The organism is Pontibacter russatus (assembly GCF_009931655.1).
Taxonomy (GTDB): Bacteria; Bacteroidota; Bacteroidia; order Cytophagales; family Hymenobacteraceae; genus Pontibacter; species Pontibacter russatus.
The window spans coordinates 4080167-4101366 of record NZ_CP047984.1 but is presented as its reverse complement, the minus strand read 5'-3'; the positions used below and the strand labels follow the sequence as shown (position 1 = coordinate 4101366).

Genomic DNA, 21200 nt, shown 5'->3' with positions numbered 1-21200 from the left:
AAAAGCAAATCAGACAGTTCAACATCTACACGAACAAACACAAACCTTCGCAATGGACCGAGTAATCGAAAAGAAAACGAACACCCCCAAACGCATTGCCATTTTAGTGGGCGTTGCGGCTGTACTGGTGCTCATCCTATATAACCTGCTCTTTGCGGAGCATACCTCCAGGCTGAACGTAGACAGCGAGCGTGTGACGCTGGGAAGCGTGAAAGAAGGCGTGTTTCAGGAGTTTATCGCCATTGACGGTTCGGTGGAGCCGCTCAAGACCTTTTACCTCGACATCGCAGAGGGCGGGCGTGTGGAGCAGATATATACGGAGGACGGACAGACCGTGGAGGTCGGCGACACCATTCTGAAGCTCTCGAACACCACGCTGCAAATCGACTTCATGACGCGCGAGTCGCAACTGTACGACCTGATGAACGAGCGCCAGAACTCTGAGATAACGATGAAGCAGGACCTGATCCGGAAAGAAAACGAACTGGCCGAGATCGAATACAACCTGGCGCAGGCCAAACGGACGTACGAGCGCAACAAGATGCTGATAGCCGAGAAGGTGATCCCGCAGGAGGAGTTCCAGGCCTCGCAGGATGAGTACAACTACCTGACCAAGCGCAAGACTCTGGCCGAACGCTCCGTAAAGCAGGACGCCCAGCTGATGAACGACCGCCTGCGCCAGCTCGACCTGTCCATCTCCCGCATGAGCGCCAACATCGACATGGCCCGCCACACCCTCGACAATTTATATATAACCGCCCCGATCTCCGGGCAGCTTTCCACACTCAAGGCTGAAGTGGGCGAGTCGAAGGGAGCCGGGGAGAACATCGGCCAGATCGACAACCTGAGCGGCTACAAGGTTTCGGCCAACATCGACCAGCATTATATATCCCGCGTGTACGAGGGCCTCACCGGCTCCTTCGACTTCAACGGGAAGACACATGAGGTGAAGATAACCAAGGTGTTCCCGGAGGTGCAGAACAACACCTTCAAAGTGGATATGGAGTTCGTGGGTGAAGCCCCGGAGGGCATCCGCCGCGGCCAGACGCTGCAGCTGAAGCTGAACCTGAACGACGGCGGCAAGGCGGTGCTGGTGCCGCGCGGCGGCTTCTACCAGAGCACAGGCGGCAACTGGGTGTTCGTGGTGGACGAGTCCGGCGACTTTGCCACCAAGCGCAACATCAAGCTGGGCCGCCAGAACCCGAACCACTACGAAGTGCTGGACGGCCTGCAGCCCGGCGAAAAAGTAGTGCTCTCGTCCTACGACAGCTACGGCGACATCGACAGGCTGGAGTTGAAGTGATTGCTGGTTGTTAGTTGCCGGTTGTTGAATGGTCTAATGGGTGAAATATATTTATGCGAAATCATATATAAACTACTCCATCGACTTACACCAAATCTTAATAATGAAACTGATAAACAACCATTTAACAATCAAGCCATTTAACCATTCAACAACCAGCAATCAACAATTAGCAAACAGCCACCCATTAGTACAAAATAAAACTATCAAGACCTCTCAACATCATAAAGACAAAACCATGAACAAGGAAGATCTGATTATCGAAACACAGAACCTGCAGAAAAAATACGTGACCGACACCGTGGAGACCACTGCGCTCGCGGGCGTTGATCTGAAAATTGCAAAGGGCGAGTTTGTGGCCATCATGGGTCCGTCTGGCTGCGGCAAGTCCACGCTGCTCAACATCCTGGGCATGCTCGATAGCCCCTCTTCCGGCAGCTTCCACTTCCTGGGCCAGGACATCAGCAACGCCACGGAGCGCCAGCGCGCCAAGCTGCGCAAGGAGAACCTGGGTTTCGTGTTCCAGAGCTTCAACCTGATTGACGAGCTGACCGTGTCGGAAAATATTGGGCTGCCGCTGGCTTACCTGGGCGTGTCGAAGGACGAGACGAAAAAGCGCGTGCAGGCGGCCATGGAGCGCATGGGCATCGCGCACCGCCGCAACCACTTCCCGCAGCAACTGTCGGGCGGCCAGCAGCAGCGGGTGGCCATTGCCCGCGCCACGGTCTCTAACCCCAGCCTGATACTCGCCGACGAACCGACCGGTAACCTCGACTCGGTGCATGGCCGCGAGGTGATGGCTTTGTTGTCAGAACTGAACGAGGCAGGCACTACGGTGGTGATGGTAACGCACTCCCCTTCTGACGCGGAGTACGCCCACCGCATCGTGAACCTGTTCGACGGCCAGATCGTGACGGAAAACCTGAACGTGAAGCGCCACGCGGCGGAACTGCTGTAAGCCACACCGTAGAGACGCAAAATCTTGCGTCTCTACAAGCCTGCCATTACCAGCTTTTGCCTATACCGGAGCACCAACCGCACCTCAAACCTCAAAACCATGCTGCAGAACTACTTTAAAATCGCCATCCGCAACCTCATCCGCAACAAAGTCTACTCGGCCATCAACATCGTTGGGCTGGCGATTGGGGTGGCATCCTGTGTGCTGATCTTTCTGTATGTGCAGGATGAGCTGAGCTATGAAAGCCATTTTTCAAAAGCAGACCGCATTGTCCGACTTGCCGGCGAGGTGAAGTTCGAGAGCCAGGAGACGAACAAATTTGCGCTCTCGCCTGCGGCCCTGGAGCCTGCCCTGCGCCGGGAGTTCCCGGAGATAGACAATGTGACGCAGCTGCTGCCCGCCCGCACCCAGACGGTCTGGTACAAGGACAAAAGCTTCAACGAGAAAGACATGGTGTTCGCCGACAGCTCCTTCTTCCAGGTGTTTGATTATGAATTGCTGGCTGGTGACCCTAACACCGTGCTGGATGAACCGCTGACGATGGTGGTAAGCGAGGATATGGCCGAAAAGTATTTCGGGGCGGTGGAGAACGCGCCGGGCGAGTTGCTGAAAGTGGGCAATGTATCTTACAATATAACCGGCGTATACCGCGACCCGAAGCACTCCCACATCGAGGCCAGCGCTTTTCTGTCGCGCAGCGCCTACGATGCCTCGCTGGATGAGGACACCCGCACCAACCAGTGGTTTGCCCTGAACCGGTATACCTACGCCCTGCTGCAAAACCCGGAGCAGCTACCCGCCTTCAAGGAGAAACTGGACGCCTTCACCGCCAGCACCGTTACCCCCTGGATAAAGGAAAACGACCTGAACGCCACCATGACGTTCGTGCTGCAGCCGCTCAAATCCATCCACTTCGACACCGAGTATGGCGCAGACATCAGCCCTGCCGGGAACATTTCCTACGTATACATTTTTGCGGCCGTGGCCGTCTTTATCCTGCTCATCGCCTGCATCAACTATATGAACCTGGCCACCGCCCGCTCGGCCAGGCGCGCCAAAGAGGTGGGCCTGCGTAAGGTGGTGGGCGCCTACCGCAGCCAGATCATCCGCCAGTTCATCGGCGAGTCGGTGCTGATAACGCTGATTGCCGTGGTGCTGGCGCTGGGCATCGTGCAGATGATGATCCCGACATTTAATGCCCTGACAGACAAAAATTTCTCCTCCGGCTTTATTTTTCAGTGGGAGTTTCTGCTGGTGGTGCTGGCGATTGTGGTGTTTGTGGGAGGGGTGGCAGGCAGCTACCCGGCCTTCTTCCTGTCCGGTTTCAAGCCCATCGATGTGCTGAAATCAGAGAAAGCCCCGAAGAGCGGCAGCGTGTCGCTGCGGAGGGTGCTGGTGGTGGCGCAGTTCACCATTTCGCTCATCCTCATCATCGGCACCATCGTGGTGTTCACGCAGATGCATTATCTGCGCAGCCGGGATTTGGGCTTTAACAAAGAGCAGGTGATGGTCATCGACATCCCGAACAGCGACTCCACGCTGGTGCAGCGCCTGCCGACTTTAAAGCACCAGCTCCTGCGCAACCCGAACGTAGAAATGGTTTCAAACACCAACGACATACCGGCAGAGTCGTTGTCGAAGCTGATGACACTGTCGGAGGTGGACGGTAAAATGGTGGAGCGGGCCCTGAATGTGATGTTCGTGGACTACGATTTCCTGGACGCCCTGGGCATCGAAATGAAAGAGGGCCGCAACTACAGCCGCGACATGAAAACAGACCTGAAGGGGGGGCTGATCATAAACGAAGCCGCCGCCAAGTGGCTGGGCTGGTCGGAGCCGGTTGGCAAGCGCATGCAGATGGCCGACTGGGACGCCAGAGTCATTGGGGTGGTGAACGACTTCCACGTGAAGTCGCTGCACACCGAGGTGGAGCCGCTGATACTGGCGCTCCGGCCTTCCTCCGCCGGCTACCTGCTGGCCCGCATCAAGGCGCAGGAAATGCCAGCCACCATCAGCTTTGTGGAGAGCCAGTGGCGCAATTTCGACTCCAAACACCCCATGGAGTATTTCTTCCTGGACGAGCACTTCGATGAGCAGTACCGGGCCGAGGAGAAAATGCTGACGGTGTTCGGCTATTTCGCGGGGCTCACCATCCTGATTGCCTGCCTCGGGCTTTTTGGCCTGGCCTCCTTCACCGCGGAGCAGCGCACCAAGGAAATCGGCATCCGCAAGGTGCTGGGCTCCTCCACCGGCGGCATCGTCCTGCTGCTGTCCAAAGACTTCGCCCTGCTGGTGCTGGTGGCCATCGTACTGGCAAGCCCGGTGGCCTGGTACGGCATGCGCACCTGGCTGCAGGACTTCGCCTACCGCACCGAGCTGAGCTGGTGGATATTTGTGGTGGCAGGGGCCGCCGCCATGGCCATTGCGCTGCTCACGGTAAGCCTGCAGGCGATGAAGGCAGCACTCACCGACCCGGTAAAGTCGCTTCGGACACAGTAGCTGTATATAAACGGCTGATTTCACACTTATACAAGGCATATGAAAAAGATCACGGTTTTCGGACTCCTCCTCTTCTTACCACTACAGGCACTGCTGGCGCAGCAGGAGTACGAGTTTAAAAAAACTGCGGCGGCGGGCGGCGCAAAAAAAGGCACTGTCACGCTGGAGATACCGGCGGGCGAACTGCAGGTGAAGGCCGACGGGGCATCGCTGGTGGAGGCGCAGGTGCAGTACACCATGGCGGCGTGGCTGCCCGTGTTCACCAGCAACAACAGCAAGACCGAGCCGGAGGTAAGCATCCGGCAAAAGGAGAAGGCTGACAACAACGGCAAAAACGCGAAGAACGCGTGGAACATAAACCTGAGCAAAACCACCCCCATCGACTTATATATAAAAATGGGTGCGGGCCAGTCGACGCTGAACCTGCGGAACAGCCATATCAGAAAACTCACCCTGGACGCCGGTGCCGTGGGCTCCGACATTGATTTGCGCGGCAGCAAGGTAAGTGACGTGACCGTGAATGCCGGTGTGGGCGAGGTGAACCTGGACCTGCGGGGCAACTGGGACCACGACGTGGATGTGGACGTGTCCGGGGGCATTGGGGACGTGCGCATCCGGGTGCCCAAAGAAACCGGTGTGCGCGTGAAGAGCAGCGGCATGGGCAGCAGAAACATGGACGGCCTGCAGAAAGAGGGCAACGCCTACGTGAACGCGGCGCTAGGCAAAAGCAAGCACGTCATCGACATTACGGTGGCCGGAGGTCTGGGCAGCATCAGTGTGCTGCCGGACAAGTAACCCCGGCAGTGATAAGCACACGGCTATATATAAACAGCCCGCTATGTGGTGCCATGCGGGCAGCGCAGTTTTCAGAAGCCAAGAGATTTGCCCTTGTAAGAGGAGCCTTCTGTAAATAAAGAGATTTAAAACGCTGCCGAAGCAACCTAGTCCGCTGTTTCCACATCTTTAAAAATAAAGATAAAACCTATGAAAAGTACACCAGCCGTTTTCCTGACCTCGCTCGCCGTCAGCGCCATTAGCCTCACCATTCCTTTGCCAGAGGCTACTACTGTGCTCAATCTTTTTATAGGAGAGGATTTAACCGCACAGGAGACAGCCTATGCTGAAGGAGATGTATGCGAGCACGAAGCAGACGATGCAACATCTTCCTGCACCAGCACAAACCACCATCGACACGATAAAGCGACGCAGACAGGCGGCGCTCCCCTCACCCGGAGCACGGTATATAGAGAGCGCATCACGCCCAACGTTACCCAGCCGCTGCAGGTCAGCAGCCCCGAACAGAAACACGCGGTATATAGCCGCCTCACCCGCCGCTTATATATAAATGAGCAGGCATCCAACCCCGACGCCAGTTACGTGAACGAGCTATCGGACCGGTTCGCCAGTTCATATAAGCGCCTGGCGCGGCGCATTGGGGAGCGGTGCCGCCAGGCAGGAGCCAGTGAAATAGCAGCAATCCTGCACAGGTAAGGCGAAGTGCCGGAGGCGCGCATTGCCGCCTTCGTCTATAAAAACTGTCGGTTGGTCGGAAAACTGTGTCGTTGATGGCCCGAAAAGCTATATTAGCAGGAAAGGAGGTTGCCGTGCCGCAGCAATTGCAAAGACAGCCACTCCCGGAGCCTGAAAGAACAGCGCATGAATGCGTGTAAAGCGCGTATATGCTTTTCACAACTCAGCAGTCTGCCCGTTCATGCGCCCGCCGCCATTCGTTAAACCTGACACATGACCTTGAAAAAGACACTTTTGCTGCTTGCCTTGGGCCTGGGCCTTGCTGTCTCCGGCTATGCCGGGCAGCAGGAACGCGCCGCCGACCGCTACGCTTTCACCATCGACCTGACGCAGGTGAAAGACGACAGGGTGCCCGTGACGCTGGAAGCCCCCGCCATCACCCGGAACGAGATTATATACATCATGCCCAAAATTGTGCCGGGCACCTACTCCGTGTCTGACTTCGGCAAGTTCATATCCGGTTTCACCGCTTACGACACCAGGGGCAACAAACTGGCTGTGCAGCAACTGGACACCAACCGCTGGCAGATCAGCAACGCGCGGAAGCTTGACAGGATTACGTACTGGGTGGACGACACCTTTGACGCGGCCAAACGGGAGGACGTGCTGTTTGAACCCGGCGGCACCAACATCGAGGCCAACAAGAACTTCCTGCTGAACACCTTCGGCTTTGTCGGTTATTTTGAGGGCATGAAGCAGGTGCCCTACGAGCTGAACATCACCAAACCCACGGGCTTCTATGGCTCCACCGCCCTGCAGGCCGTCGCCTCCACCGACTCCTCCGACACCTTCCTTGTGCCGGACTATATGGACCTGACGGACTCGCCGCTGATGTACAACCGCCCCGACACCACCATCATCGACATGGGAAACACGGAGGTGCTGGTGTCGGTTTACTCCCCCTCGGGCCGGGTTACCTCGGAGCCGGTTGCCGCCACCGTGAAAAGCATCCTGGAGGCGCAGCGCAGCTACCTGGGTGGCACGCTTCCCGTGGTGAAATATGCCTTCATCATCTACGTACCGGAGCGCGTGGGCAAGTCCGGCTCTTACGGCGCGCTGGAACACTCCTACTCCTCCGTGTATTTCCTGCCGGAGATGCCGGAGGAGCAGTTCAGCAGCACCATCCGCGACGTGGCCGCGCACGAGTTTTTCCATATCGTCACGCCGCTGAGCATCCACTCCGAGGAGATCGGCAACTTCGACTACATCGATCCGAAAATGTCGGACCACCTGTGGCTGTACGAGGGCGTGACGGAGTATTTCGCTTCGCATGTGCAGGCCTACGAAGACCTGTACGACCTGGAAACCTACCTTGACAAGCTGCAGGAATACATCATCACCTCCAAAGCCTACTACAACGACACGCTGCCCTTCACGGAGATGAGCGCCGGGGTGCTGGACGAGCACGAGGAGGAGTATGGCAACGTGTACCAGAAGGGCGCCCTGATAGGCCTGGCGCTGGACGTGACGCTGCGCGACCTGTCGGGTGGGGAATACGGCCTGCGCAACCTGATGCTGGATCTCTCCAAAACCTATGGCAAGGACAATGCCTTCCGGGATGAGGAGCTGTTTGACAAAATCGCGGAGCTTACCTACCCGGAGGTGCGGGAGTTTTTCGCCCGCTATGTGGAAGGCCCTGAGCCGCTGCCGCTGGAAGAAATTTTCCGGAAAGTGGGCATCCGCTACGAGCCGCAGGCCACGGAGCAGGTCATCTCCTACGGCGGTTTCGTGCCGGGCTATGACCAGGAGGCTGGCAAGATAACCGTGGCAGAAACCGCTGATATGGACGAGTTCGGGAAGAAGATGGGCTTTAAAACCGGCGACCAGCTGCTGCAACTGAACGGCACCGACATCACGCCGCTGAACGTGCGGGAAGTGATTGGAGAGCAGTTGCAGGAGATGAAACCGGGCGGGAAAATCACCATCACGGTGGGGCGCACGAATGCCAGGGGCAAGTTGAAAAAGAAGAAGCTGAAAGGGAAAGTGACTGCCGTGGAGCGCCGCCAGCTGCACGTGCTGGAGCCGGACCCGAATGCCACGCCGGAGCAGAAAGCCCTCCGCGCCGCCTGGCTGAACGAGGAATAGGTTGATTGCTGATTGTTAAATGGCTATATGGTTGAATGGTTGGGTGGCTAATTTATACAGCAAGCTTGAGCGCAGCGGTAACTTGTGGTAGAGAATACCCTACAGCGAATAAAAACAACAAAAACCGGGCCGCTACGGCCCCTGCCATATATGACAGGACTTACGCAAACGTCAGCAAACCCACAATGTCTTAGCTTTATCTCGCCGCTGTTGCGTGTTCTCACCAACAGCCTGCTGGTCAAAAGACACTGCAAGGGCGGCTGTGCATAAGTCCTACATAAATCCGATATCGCTGATTTAACCATTAAACCATCTAACAATCAGCAATCAACAACTAACAACCAGCGACAGAAAACAAACCGCCGCTAAGTATAAATAACTCCGTGAAAAACTTAAAGGCCAGCTGTGAAAAAGCTTGGAGGGCCGGTCTTTGGCCACAGCTGCGCTACTGCAGCGCAAGTGCGAATACTTCTTCATGCTGTGCATCCAATGGCCTGACCAGGATTAAACAATTTTATTTTTAGAGTGTTAATTTCAGAAGCCGTGCCCCTGGTGCGGCTTCCTTGGTTTGCGGCGCTTCATATTTTAGCACATATGAAAACCATTTGCAACTTATATATGTAGAAGTGTACTTTAACAAAGATATATAGTTAAATTACAAGTTACCCCTTTTACACTGCCAAGCACCTTTAAAACCACCCGGCCCCAATGCGCGTTCCTCACCTTCTGCTTCTGCTTCTGTTTTTGTCTCTTACGCTGCCTGCCTTTGCCCAGAGGGCCGTGGTGCGCGGAATTGTGAGGGCCACCAACGACGGGGAGGTGCTGGCAGGGGCCACGGTGGCGGTCCCGGCGCTGAACCTGGGCACCGTTACAGACGAAGACGGCTTTTACACCCTGATGCTGCCCCAGGCGAACACAAGGTGCAGGCCTCTTACCTCGGCTTTACCCCCTACACCCGGCAGGTGCGCATAACAGGCGAGGAGCAGCAGCGCCTCAACTTCTCGCTGGAGCCCGCCAACACCGAGTTGCGGGAGGTGCAGGTAGAGACAAACACGCTGCGCCAGAAACTGAACGATACCCGCATGAGCGTGGAGCGGCTCACCTCGCGCGAGGCGAAGCTGCTGCCCGCCCTGTTCGGGGAGGTGGACCTGGTGAAGGTGCTGCAGCTAAAGCCGGGCGTCCAGTCCGGGGGGGAGGGCACCTCGGGGCTGTATGTGCGCGGCGGCGGCCCCGACCAGAACCTGGTGCTGCTGGATGATGCGGTTCTCTACAACCCTTCGCACCTTTTTGGCTTTTTCAGCGTGTTTAACCCCGATGCCGTGAAGAGCGTGGAACTCTTCAAAGGCGGCTTCCCTGCGCAGTACGGCGGCCGGCTGTCGTCGGTGATGGAGGTGAAGCTGAACGACGGCAACAACGAAGGCATCCGGGCAACCGGCGGGCTTGGCCTTATCTCCTCGCGCCTGACCGTGGATGGTCCCATTCTCAAAGACAAGCTCCACTTTGCAATATCCGGCCGCCGCACCTATGCCGACATTTTCACGCGCCAGATAAACCGCCTCAGCGAGGGCAGGGATGACTTCAGCCCCATCCCCGACTATTACTTTTACGACCTCAACGCCAAGCTGACTTATAAAATCGGCGAGAACGACGAGCTGGCCCTGAGCGGCTACTACGGGCGCGACTTTTTCGGGTTCAACGACGAGGACTTCAAATTCGGGTTTGACTGGGGCAACACCATGGGCAACCTGCGCTGGCGCCACAGGTTCAACAACAGCCTATATGCCACCACCTCGCTCCAGACCAGCCGCTACCAGTACAGCATCCGGAACGAGATAGACGTGTTCGCGCTGAGCCTCACCTCCGCCATCCGGGACTATACCTTTAAAACGGACTTCGACCTTTTTGTAGATGGCGGGCACAGCATTAAGTTCGGGGCCAAGGCCACACACCACCATTTCACCGTGGGCCGCCTCAACTTCCAGGCCACCGACAGCACCCTCGACATTGGGGCAGGCAGCACGTTTGGCGGGGTGGAGTTCGGCGCCTACGCCTCCGACGATTACGAGGTAAACGCGCGGCTGTCGGTTAATTACGGTCTGCGCCTCTCGGGCTTCCACAGCGACACCACTTACCTGGCCCTGGAGCCGCGCGTGGCCGCCAAGTTCAACCTCACCGAGAATGCCTCGCTGAAGGCGAGTTTTGCCAGTATGAAGCAGTACATCCACCTGGTGGCTTATTCGGGCGCCTCCCTGCCCACCGATGTCTGGTACCCCTCCACCGCGAACGTGGCACCCCAGCGTTCGCAACAGGTGGCCCTCGGCTTCAGCCAGCTGTTTGGCCGGGGCCGCTACCTGCTCACCAATGAGGTCTATTACAAGTGGATGCGCAACCAGCTCGATTTCCGGGAAGGCGCCAACCTGTTTGTGAACGACAGCCTGCAGAAGGAGTTCCTGTTCGGCATCGGGAGGAGCTATGGCAACGAGATATACCTGGAGAAGATAAAGGGCAAGACCACGGGGTGGTTGGGCTACACCCTCTCCTGGACCTACCGCAAGTTCGACGGTGCCAACACCCTCGACGACATCAACGACGGGCGCTGGTTCCCGACGCGCTACGACCGGCGCCACGACCTGAGCCTGGTGGTGCTGCACCAGCTGAGCAAACGCCTGAGCCTGACAGGTGCTTTCACGTTCAGCTCCGGCAACCCCTACTCCATTCCGGCTGCCCGGATGGCCTTTCAGGATGTGGAGGGGAAAGGCACCTCCATTGTGCCCATATATGAGGACCGGAATGGCTACCGGCTCAGCTCCTACCACCGCCTGGACCTGAGCGCTGTGCTGAAGCTGAGGCCGCGGCGCGGCGAGGCCGACCTTACCTTCAGCGTTTACAACGTATATAACCGCCGCAACCCGTACTTTGTGTATTTCGACCAGTTGAAGGATGAGGAGACCAGACAGGTCGTCGGCTTTCAGGCAAAGCAGGTGTCGCTGTTTCCCATCATCCCGTCTGTTACCTACAATTTTAAGTTCTGATGAATATCAAGCACCTTTTCTACGCCCTGCTGCCGCTTGCCGCCTCTCTCTCCGGCTGCGACCTGGACAAAGACATAGACATTGATCTGCCAGCCCATGAGTCGCAGTTGGTGGTGGAGGGTTACCTCCGGCCCGGCGAGCCGATCCGCGTCGCCGTACACGAGAGCTCCGGCTATTTCGACCCGGCCATATCGCCGCTGGTGCCGGACTCCAAGGTGTTTATCACCCACAACGGGCGCCGGATTGAGCTGGAGTACAAGCCTAAAATGGATGAGCTGACCCGCTTCATATATACCCACAGTTCCTCGGAGGAGGTGGAGGGAGTGCCCGGGGACGTGTATACCATAGAGGTGTCTGATGACAGGGGCCGCATGATTACGGGCTCCACCACCCTGCTGCCAGCGGTGCCCATCGACACCATCGAATGGCGCTTTAACAAGGCGGAGGGGGAGGAAGAAGAGGCACTGCTGCTCACCTCTTTCCAGGACGACGCCAGCACCGACAACTATTACCGCTATATGGTCCACCGCGACAGCCTGACCAACGGATCAGAACAGGATATAAGCAACATCGACAACCTGACCAACGGCAAGCGCGTCACCTTCGGGTCCGGGTACATGTACGACAGCGGCGACACGGTGATCGTGACACTTTACAACATGGAGAAGCAGTATTACGATTTCTTAACCTCCACCTCGAATGCCCGGGACGCGAACAAAAACCCGTTTGCGCAGCCCTCCAAAATCCATTCCTCGGTGCAGGGCGGGCTGGGCATCTTCACGAACCTCGCCTACGATAGAAAAGTGGTGGTCATTGAATAGCGGCGCAACAGGCACCATCAGTCGCCCTCTTTGCTTTTGGCGTGCTATATATAAAACTACTCCAGAGGGATAGCGAAGCCCTGCCTGAACCGTCTTTACCTGTAGCAGGCAAGACGCTCGCGGGTCTGAAAGACACCGCGAGGTCTGGGCGCTCAAACTCCCTAACTTCTCCTTATCATTTCGCGGATGAGCATCGTCATCTGTGGCTCGGCCAGGGCAGCGGCCTCTAAAATATCGGCCAGCACCACTTTCCTGATTCTGTCGGGGGTACACATGTCAGTTATCACCGATATAGCAAACACAGGCATGTCCATATGCCGCGCCGCAATCACCTCCGGCACCGTGGACATGCCCACCGCGTCGGCGCCGATGGTGCGTAGGTAACGGTACTCCGCTTTTGTCTCCAGCATCGGGCCCGGCACGCTCACGTAAACACCCTCCTGCAGCACGATGCCCTTGTCCTCTGCCACTAACATGGCCTCGCGCACCAGGCGCTCGTCATATACCTCGCTCATGTCCGGGAAGCGCGGCCCCAGTTCATCCAGATTCTTGCCTATCAGCGGGTTGGCGGGCAGCAGGTTGATGTGGTCGGTCAGCACCATCAGGTCGCTGGTCTTGAACTGCGGGTTCAGGCCACCACCGGCATTCGACACGAACAGTTGCTGCACGCCCAGCAGCTTCATCACCCGCACCGGGAACACCACCTGCTCCATGGAATAGCCTTCGTAATAATGAAATCGCCCCTGCATCACCACCACTTTCCGGCCAGCCAGCAGGCCCAGTATCAGCTTGCCCGAGTGGCTCTCCACCGTGGACACCGGGAAGTTGGGGATATCAGTGTATGACAATGTATATTGTACTTCTACATCCTTCACCAGCGCCCCCAGGCCCGTGCCCAGTATGATGCCGAACTCCGGCACAAAGCCGTTTGTCTTTTCTTGTATATATTGAGTGGAGGCCTCCAAGAGCTGCATCATATCTTTAATTTTGAATGAGTGATTGAGTGAATTTTGAATGAGTGAATTTTGAATAACTGAGTGTTGAATGAAGGAGTGTTCCTGTTGCGCAGGAGTGAATTGCTGCAATTCATTTCAGTGGGCAAAATTGCGAAAAATAGCATTGCCGTAAAACAAAAACCGCCTCAGGATAAAATATCCGGAGGCGGTTCTATGGTTTATATATGGGTTCTATATATGCTTCAACAGATTTTACACCATCAAAGCATCTCCCAGATTAATTTATTCAAAATTCAGTTATTCAAAATTCACTCATTCACTCATTCACTCATTCAAAATTACTCCAGGCGCAGGTCGTACGGCAGGCGGGCTTGCACGCCATGCAGGTTGCTTACTTTTTTGTACAGCTTGTAATATGGGTACAGTTCGCCAAGTTCCGCTTTGATGGACTCTTCTTTGGCCTGCGCACCGAAGCCGCTGAACATCTCTTCGAAAAAGGATTTGCGGGCAGGCAGCGCCTTCAGGCGGTAATCGTCCTCCACGTTGGCTTTTTCAGCCGCAATGGCGATGGCTTCCTCCAGGCCGCCATATGCATCCACGAGGTTGCGCTGCTTCGCCTCTATCCCCGACCACACCCGGCCGGAGGCATACTCCTTCAACTGGTCCTGGCTCATATCACGCCCCTGGGCGGCTTTGCTGGTGAAGGTGTCATATATCTGGTCTATCTGCGTCTGCACAATCTCCTCCTCCTGCGGCGTCATGGGGCGGGTGACGGTGGGCATGTCTGAAAACTGGCCGGTGCTGACGTGGTCCACGGTGATGCCCAGCTTATCGTTCAGGAAGCCCTGCATGTTGGGAATGATTCCGAACACCCCGATGCTGCCCGTGATGGTGTTGGGGTGGGCCACAATCGTATCGCAGCCCATGGCGATATAGTAGCCGCCGGAGGCAGCCACATCCGACATGGAGGCAATCACCGGCTTCTTCGCCTTAGTGAGCTGCACCTCGCGCCAGATCACGTCGGAGGCCAGGGCGCTGCCACCCGGTGAGCTGATGCGCAGCACCACCGCCTTCACGTCCTCGTCGAGGCGGGCGTCGCGCAGCGCCTCGGCAAAGCGGCTGCTGCCGATGTTATCCTGATCGCCTTCCCCGTCCACGATGTCGCCCTCGGCATATATAACGGCGATGCGGTTTTTAGACGTGCTTATCGCTTCGTTGCCTTTTACCTTTTTGTAGGTGTCGAGCGGCACCAGTTCTATCTCCTCGGCTTCTTCAATGCCGGTTTTCTCTTTCATAAAGCCGATGGCCTCGTCGTAATAACCGATGTCCGTTATCAGCCCATACTTTTTGGCGTCTTCCGGGTCGCGCACCAGCAGGCTGTCCTGCACATTCTTCAACTCTGCCACCTCCACGCCGCGCGCTTCGGCAATCTGCTTTAGCTGGAAATCGTTGATGGAGTTGAGGAAGGAGTTCAGCTGCTCTTTGCTGGCCTCGCTGGCCTGCTCCAGAAAGAACGGCTCCACGGCGCTTTTGTAGGTTCCCACCTTGAATATCTGCGCCTCGATGCCCAGTTTGTCGAGCATGCGCTTGAAGAAGTACAGCTCCGAGCTCATGCCGTTAAACTCTATCGTGCCCATCGGGTTCAGGTAGATTTTGTCAGCCACAGAGGCCAGGTAATAGGCTTTTTCCGTCGACAGGTCAGTATAGGACACCAAAAACTTGCCCGACTTTTTGAACGCAATCAGCTCGTTGCGGATCTCCTCCAGTTTCGCCATGCCGCCATCCACAAAGGTCATGTTCAGGAAAATACCCTCGATGTTGTCGTCGGTTTTGGCGCGGCGGATGGCTGCTTTTATCTGGTCCAGCCCGTCGGTGCTGGACAGCGAGCCGAACGCGAAGCCCAGCTCCGCCAGCGGGTTATCCGGGTCGCGCTCCGAAATGGGCTTGTCCAGCTTCAGTTCCAGCACGGAGCTTTCCGTGAGGGTTATCTCGTCGGAGGAGGCGGTGCTGGCGGCAATACCCAACAGGATCAGGAACCCGATAAAGAAGAATATGAACAGGCCCACAATGGTGCCCAGCACATATTTCAGAAAACTCAGCATGTTCTATCTATATTAGTAATTGTACGGATTTTAAGGAGGATATATACGCACCCTCTAAGCAATATACAAAAATAAGGCAATTTGTTCCGCCCGGCCCCACCTTCTCGACCAACCACGCCTTTTTATAGACCAACTTTGGAAGTTAGAAAGTTAAAAGTAGAACTAAGTTAAGTTTTGTTCTCAGGCTCGTATTGCTATATATAACCTGTTGATATTGCTTCATCAAAAATTGAAAGCAATTCCGCTTTCTAACTCCTAAACTTTCTAACTGTTTAACTCTCTAACTCATAACTAATAATTATATTTTTTTCCCCACTGCGCCTGCAGTTGCTTGCGCATCTCGTTTTCGCGTCCGTTCTGGCCGGGCTGGTAGAAGGCGGTGCTGCTGAGCTCCTGCGGCATAAACTCCTGGGGCACGAAATTCCCTTCGTAGTCGTGGGCGTATTTGTAGTTGTTGCCGTAGCCGATTTCCTTCATCAGTTTGGTGGGCGCGTTGCGGATGTGCAGCGGCACCGGCAGGTTGCCCGTTTGCTGCACCAGCGCCCGCGCCTGCTTGATGGCCTTGTAGGAGGCATTGCTCTTGGGCGAGGTGGCCAGGTATACCGTACACTGCGACAGGATGATCTCCGCCTCGGGATAGCCAATCATCTGCACCGCCTGGAAGCAGGACGTGGCCATCAGCAGCGCGTTGGAGTTGGCCAGCCCGATGTCTTCGGAGGCGGCGATGAGCAACCGGCGGGCGATGAACTTGGGGTCTTCGCCGCCCTCTATCATGCGGGCCAGCCAGTACACGGCCGCGTTCGGGTCGGAGCCACGGATAGACTTTATATAGGCCGACACCAGGTCATAATGCATCTCGCCCGACTTGTCGTACATCACGATGTTCTGCTGCGCCACCTGCTTCACCAGGTCATTGGTCAGCACCACCTCGTCGCCTGTCACGGCTTCGGCCACAATCTCCAGCAGGTTCAGCAGTTTGCGCGCGTCGCCGCCCGATATGGTCAGCAGCGCCTCGTACTCTTCTATCCGCACGTTGCGGTGCCGGATCCACTCGTCCTGCTCCAGGGCCTTGTCTACCAGTTCTATCAGTTCGTCCTTCGTCAGGTGCTTGAGGATATATACCTGGCAGCGCGACAGCAAAGCCGAGATCACCTCAAACGAGGGGTTTTCGGTGGTGGCGCCCACCAGCGTCACGGTGCCTTTCTCCACAGCGCCCAGCAGCGCGTCCTGCTGCGACTTGTTGAAGCGGTGGATCTCGTCGATAAACAGCACCGTGCCCTGCCGCTTCCGGGCCTGCTCAATCACCTCGCGTATGTCCTTCACGCCGGAGTTAATGGCGCTGAGGGCCACAAACGGCACCTTCATCTGGTTGGCAATGATGTTGGCCAGCGTGGTTTTGCCCACACCCGGCGGTCCCCACAGAATCATGCTCGGTATCACGCCCCCCTCTATATAGCGGCGCAGGATGCCGTTGGGGCCAACGAGGTGCTTCTGGCCGTAGTACTGGTCCAGGTTGTGGGGGCGCATGCGCTCGGCAAGGGGTATGTTCGGGTGGTTCATCGGCTATCTAAAACTCCGGGTTCGGTGTAAGACAAAGCTACGGATTTGGCGGCAAAGAGGTAGAATCTATATCCCCTTCTTCTCCCCGGAAGGAACTCAAACCGGGTATGGCAGCAAAGCAGAAGCCTGCTTAAATGGTCGGTGTACAGCATCATCAAATTTCTATTTTATATCTGCTGATTCTGCTTAACTTACTACGCAATCCTCAACTCCATAAAAGCTGCATGCTATATAAATTTACCTTCACGCTGGCGCTTTGCCTGTGCCTCAGCACCACGTTTGCCCAGAAACCGAACCCGAGTGTTTTGCAGGAGGCGAAACCCGAGAAAGCGGGCATGAGCGCCGACAGGCTGCAACGCCTGGACCGGGTGCTGCAGGAGTATGTGGACAAAAACTACATACCCGGTGCCGTGGCGCTGATTGCCCGCGACGGGAAAATAGTTTACTATAAAAGTGTAGGGTTTGATGATGCGGAGGCAAAAACAAAACTGGACCGCGACGACATTTTCCGGATTGCCTCCCAAACCAAAGCCATCACCAGCGTAGGCGTGATGATGCTGTATGAGGAGGGAAAATTCCTGCTGGACGATCCCATCTCGAAATACATTCCCGCCTTCCGGAAGCCGCAGGTGCTGGACACCTTCAACAAGCAGGACACGACTTATACCACGGTGCCGGCGAACCGGGAAATCACCATCCGCGACCTGCTCACCCACACCTCCGGCATCGGGTACCCCGGCATCGGGGGCCCTGAGGCGGTAGCCATATATGCCAAGGGCAAGATATCGAGCGGCATCGGCACACCCATGGGCAAGCTGTCCGAGACTATCACGGCGCTTGGGAAGTTGCCGCTCGTACACCAGCCGGGCGAGCGTTTTACCTACGGTCTGAACACCGATGTGCTGGGGCACCTGATTGAAGTTGTTTCGGGGCAGCCGCTGAATGAGTTTTTCAGGGCGCGTATTTTCGAGCCGCTCGGCATGAAGGACACTTGGTTTTACCTGCCCGACGAAAAGGAGAACCGCCTGGTGAAGCTATATACCGAGGGGCAGAACAAGAGTCTGCAGGCTGTGCCTGCGCAGGGCAGGCAAGCACCTGATTTCCCGAAAGTGAACGGCTCCTATTTCTCCGGAGGGGCAGGGCTGTCTTCCACCGTATATGATTATGCCGTGTTCCTGCAGATGCTGCTGAACAACGGGGAGTACAATGGCCGCCGCCTGCTGAGCCCGACAACAGTGCGCCTGATGACGACTAACCAGATCGGAGACGTGAACATGGGGGATAATAAGTTCGGGCTGGGCTTCAGCATTACCACCGAAAAAGGCGCGGCCAAATTACCGGTTTCAGAGGGCACCTACGATTGGGGCGGCATTTTCGGCACCACCTACTGGGTAGACCCGGAAGAAAACGTGGTGGCCCTGCTTTACACCAACAAATTCCCGAACAGCTACGGCGACCTGAGCGATAAATTCCGGGTGCTGGTATACCAGGCGATTACAGACTCAAAGCTTGCTGAGGAGTAGCTTTTGCCTTTGGCTATGTAGAACATTTAGTACAGGCTATGAATGAGGCTGAACCGAGGCTGAAGCCTGAGCCGCGTTGTACCAAGAGATTTTTCATTCTATCCAAGGGGTTTCATGAACAGACTCCACATTGTTCTTCTCATCAAAAAAGAATAGGTACATACTTCCTGCCGCACCTTCTTTCCCGAGCCTGCTGGTTGTAATGCGCAAGAGTATTGTATCACTGTCTAATTTTGAAATCAAGGTGTTAGGCTTACGGGTGTTTGAGAAGCAATTGGCATTCATATTACTTCCAGACAAGTATGCTTTTCCATCGAACGATGCATAGACTTTTCCTATCTCATTACTGTCTTGGTTGTAAACATCTTTAACCGCTACATTGAGTTTCTTAGCCACGTATGCATTTGCAAAATACCCATAGCCCCACCCGTCTCTGATTAAAGTGTCTACTCTAATTTTATTCTCTTTGAATTTCTTTGTTTCAGATAAGTATGAAGTTGCAGCTTCGAACTGCTGACAAATTTGTTCTTCATCATACTTTTTACCTGTAGCTGATTGCCCATAGTGGAGCAAAGGGAAAAGAAGTAGAAGTAATACAGTAAAGGCTTTCTTCATACTTGGCTCTGGCATAACCGGCATATAAACATAACTTCTGTTCCCATATATAACAAGCCTCTCTGCCACCCACCCCCATCATAACATCAGCCTTTGGTTCTGTCTGTTGGTTCAATTTTGTTTTCCTGCTCCAATTGCCGGTCCACCCGTTCATCGTCCTGCCGCAGGGCGGGCACTTCCATCGGGCTGCGGGAAGGGCGCTCGTCGCCGAACAGGACGCCCCACTGCCTGAACCGCTCCGTCCGGTCGAATATGATTTTGAGGACGGCGATGATCGGCAGCGACAGGAACATTCCCACCACGCCCGCAATCTCCCCGGCCACAATCACCCCGACAATGGAGGCCAGCGCATTTATCTTCACTTTAGAACCGACAATGCGCGGCATGAGGATGTTGTTGTCCAGGAACTGCACCGCCGCTATCACGCCCAGCACCGTGACGATGGGCCAAAGCTCCGACGAGGAAGCCAGCGTGATCAGCACCCCGATGATGTTGCCGATCAGTGCGCCCACGTATGGGATCAGGTTCAGAAAGGCGAATATCACCCCGATCAGCAGCGCGTGCTTGATGCCGACAATCATCAGGATGCCGCCGAGCAGCACGGTGATATAGCTGATCTGGATCAGGAGGCCGAAGAGGTAGCTTTTGATGATGACTTCCATCTCGCGCATGGCTCCCTCCACCTTCTCGTGGTTTTCGGGTGGGAACCAGAAAAAGACAAAGCGCAGCAGGAGGTTTTTGTAGAAGAGCAGCAGAAAGATATAGATGGGCACCAGACCCAGGAAAACAAATATGCCCGTGATGGACAGGGCCGCCCCGCTGAGCATGTTGCCGGCATAGCTTAGTATCTTGCTGCTTTGCTCGCTTATGAAGCTTGTCTGCTCCTCGGTGGATATCGGGGAGATGTCTTCAATCCAGGCGCTGAGGGCCTTGAGGTGCTGCGTCACGTTTTTCTGGATAACCGGGAAATCAGACACCAGGTTGCTGATTTGATAGGAGAAAAACCAGATAATGAGTCCCAACACGAGGATAAGGGCCAGCAGGCTGATGCCAATCGCCAGCGACTCCGGCAATCGCTTCGACCTGAAAAAACGAAAAATGGGCAGCAGCATGATGCCCAGGAAAAAAGCCATGAGCAACGGGGCCAGTATCCCCTTCCCCAGCACAATGAGCCAGCCCAGGAAGAAAAGGCCCATCAGCTCAATCGATCTCCTTACTGTCAGCGGTAATTTATCTATCATAATTTTATCAGCATAGCTTTCATAATGCCCCTATATACGGCCCCAGCGCAAAAGCACTTACCTTTGCGCCATGAATAAGCAAGTGCAGGTGCATGGGGCGTTGTTTCTGGTGGCGCTGATATATGGGAGCAACTACAGCATCGCCAAAGAGGTGATGCCGTTTTATGTGGGCCCGTTCGGGCTGATTGTAATCCGGGTGGTGTCGGCGGCGCTGTTTTTTGGCGTTTTTTCGAGGCTGGTGGTGAAGGAGAAGATCGTGGGGCGGGCAGACAACCTGCGCTCCGTTGCCTGCGGCGTGACGGGCATTGCCATCAACCAGCTCTGCTTTTTCGGGGGACTCAACTTAACGGCGCCCATCAACGCGGCGCTGCTAATGGTCATCAGCCCGGTGGCGGTGCTCTTGTTCTCGGCGCTACTGCTGCGGGAAAGCGTGGGCTGGCGCAAGGCAGCCGGTATCGCGGTGGCCTGCCTGGGCGCCCTGCTCCTCATCAGCCAATCGGGCGGTGAGAGCGCCACCGGCAACATGCTGGGCGATTTGCTGATTGTCCTGAATGCCGTCTCTTTCGGGATGTACCTGGTGCTGGTAAAACCGCTGATGCAGAGATACAAAGCCATCACTGTCGTCAGCCGCATATTTGCGGTAGGCGCTGCCATCGTGGTGCCCTTTGGCTGGCAGCAGTTGCTCACGCCCAACTACGAAACATTTCCCATCTCCATCTGGCTGGCCATTGCGTTCATGGTGCTGGCGGTCACTATCCTGGCGTACCTGCTCAACACATGGGCGCTGCGCTATGCCAACCCGTCGCTGGTGGGCGCCTATATATACCTGCAGCCCGTGCTCGCCATCCTCATTGCGATAACTTTCGGGAAAGACATGTTCACACTGCAAAAAGGCCTGTATGCGCTGCTGATTTTTGCCGGGGTATATATGGTGAGCCGGACCCGGCAGAACCTGGGCAAAGGAGTTTAGGCTCA

Annotated in this window: 16 protein-coding genes; 11 read left to right on the top strand and 5 right to left on the bottom strand. The window is 55.8% G+C overall.

Features of this window, described 5'->3' with window-relative positions; all coding sequences use genetic code 11:
- Window positions 1–52: 52 nt before the first annotated feature.
- The 9 genes from GSQ62_RS16990 to GSQ62_RS16955 all read left to right on the top strand — a co-directional run bounded on the left by GSQ62_RS16990 (window position 53) and on the right by GSQ62_RS16955 (window position 12228).
- Window positions 53–1303, top strand: a complete 1251-nt coding sequence (locus GSQ62_RS16990; RefSeq protein WP_161890623.1) for an efflux RND transporter periplasmic adaptor subunit — start codon at window positions 53–55, stop codon at window positions 1301–1303.
- Between the two features lie 238 nt (window positions 1304–1541).
- Entirely contained in the window at window positions 1542–2261 is a 720-nt protein-coding gene (locus GSQ62_RS16985) for an ABC transporter ATP-binding protein (RefSeq protein WP_161890622.1), read from the top strand.
- A gap of 99 nt (window positions 2262–2360) precedes the next feature.
- A complete protein-coding gene (locus tag GSQ62_RS16980; protein WP_161890621.1) occupies window positions 2361–4760 on the top strand; it encodes an ABC transporter permease in 2400 nt (799 codons plus the stop codon).
- Window positions 4761–4799: 39 nt separating this feature from the next.
- Window positions 4800–5555 (top strand): toast rack family protein, encoded by a 756-nt coding sequence (locus GSQ62_RS16975; protein ID WP_161890620.1) that lies wholly within the window; start codon window positions 4800–4802, stop codon window positions 5553–5555.
- A gap of 189 nt (window positions 5556–5744) precedes the next feature.
- Entirely contained in the window at window positions 5745–6251 is a 507-nt protein-coding gene (locus GSQ62_RS16970) for a hypothetical protein (protein WP_161890619.1), read from the top strand.
- Window positions 6252–6503: 252 nt separating this feature from the next.
- Complete coding sequence (locus GSQ62_RS16965) at window positions 6504–8375, top strand: M61 family metallopeptidase (RefSeq protein ID WP_161890618.1); 1872 nt, start codon at window positions 6504–6506, stop codon at window positions 8373–8375.
- 708 nt (window positions 8376–9083) lie between these two features.
- Window positions 9084–9347, top strand: coding sequence for a carboxypeptidase-like regulatory domain-containing protein (locus tag GSQ62_RS20905; protein WP_237586735.1), 264 nt, complete (start codon window positions 9084–9086; stop codon window positions 9345–9347).
- Window positions 9296–11407, top strand: a complete 2112-nt coding sequence (locus GSQ62_RS16960) for a TonB-dependent receptor (protein ID WP_237586733.1) — start codon at window positions 9296–9298, stop codon at window positions 11405–11407. The genes GSQ62_RS20905 and GSQ62_RS16960 overlap by 52 nt, the downstream gene beginning before the upstream one ends.
- Window positions 11407–12228, top strand: a complete 822-nt coding sequence (locus GSQ62_RS16955; protein WP_161890617.1) for a DUF4249 domain-containing protein — start codon at window positions 11407–11409, stop codon at window positions 12226–12228. The genes GSQ62_RS16960 and GSQ62_RS16955 overlap by 1 nt, the downstream gene beginning before the upstream one ends.
- A gap of 161 nt (window positions 12229–12389) precedes the next feature.
- Here GSQ62_RS16955 and GSQ62_RS16950 read toward each other — a convergent pair whose 3' ends face one another.
- The 3 genes from GSQ62_RS16950 to GSQ62_RS16940 form a co-directional block, all read right to left on the bottom strand.
- Entirely contained in the window at window positions 12390–13205 is an 816-nt protein-coding gene (locus GSQ62_RS16950) for a purine-nucleoside phosphorylase (RefSeq protein ID WP_161890616.1), read from the bottom strand.
- A gap of 317 nt (window positions 13206–13522) precedes the next feature.
- Window positions 13523–15286, bottom strand: coding sequence for a signal peptide peptidase SppA (gene sppA / locus GSQ62_RS16945; RefSeq protein ID WP_161890615.1), 1764 nt, complete (start codon window positions 15284–15286; stop codon window positions 13523–13525).
- A gap of 291 nt (window positions 15287–15577) precedes the next feature.
- Window positions 15578–16846 carry a replication-associated recombination protein A gene (locus GSQ62_RS16940; protein WP_161890614.1) on the bottom strand — a complete coding sequence of 423 codons (1269 nt, stop codon included), beginning with the start codon at window positions 16844–16846 and terminating at the stop codon, window positions 15578–15580.
- Window positions 16847–17070: 224 nt separating this feature from the next.
- Here GSQ62_RS16940 and GSQ62_RS16935 point away from each other — a divergent pair, with 224 nt between their 5' ends.
- A complete protein-coding gene (locus GSQ62_RS16935) occupies window positions 17071–18369 on the top strand; it encodes a serine hydrolase domain-containing protein (protein WP_161890613.1) in 1299 nt (432 codons plus the stop codon).
- A 93-nt stretch (window positions 18370–18462) separates the two neighbouring features.
- On the opposite strand, the gene GSQ62_RS16930 is transcribed toward GSQ62_RS16935, so the two are convergent.
- Both GSQ62_RS16930 and GSQ62_RS16925 read right to left on the bottom strand, forming a co-directional pair.
- A complete protein-coding gene (locus GSQ62_RS16930) occupies window positions 18463–18984 on the bottom strand; it encodes a hypothetical protein (RefSeq protein ID WP_161890612.1) in 522 nt (173 codons plus the stop codon).
- Between the two features lie 86 nt (window positions 18985–19070).
- Window positions 19071–20225: an AI-2E family transporter gene (locus GSQ62_RS16925; RefSeq protein WP_161890611.1), complete on the bottom strand. Its 1155-nt coding sequence runs from the start codon at window positions 20223–20225 to the stop codon at window positions 19071–19073.
- A gap of 70 nt (window positions 20226–20295) precedes the next feature.
- On the opposite strand from GSQ62_RS16925, the gene GSQ62_RS16920 reads away from it, so the two are divergent.
- Window positions 20296–21195, top strand: coding sequence for a DMT family transporter (locus GSQ62_RS16920; RefSeq protein ID WP_161890610.1), 900 nt, complete (start codon window positions 20296–20298; stop codon window positions 21193–21195).
- The last annotated feature ends 5 nt before the right edge of the window (window positions 21196–21200 follow it).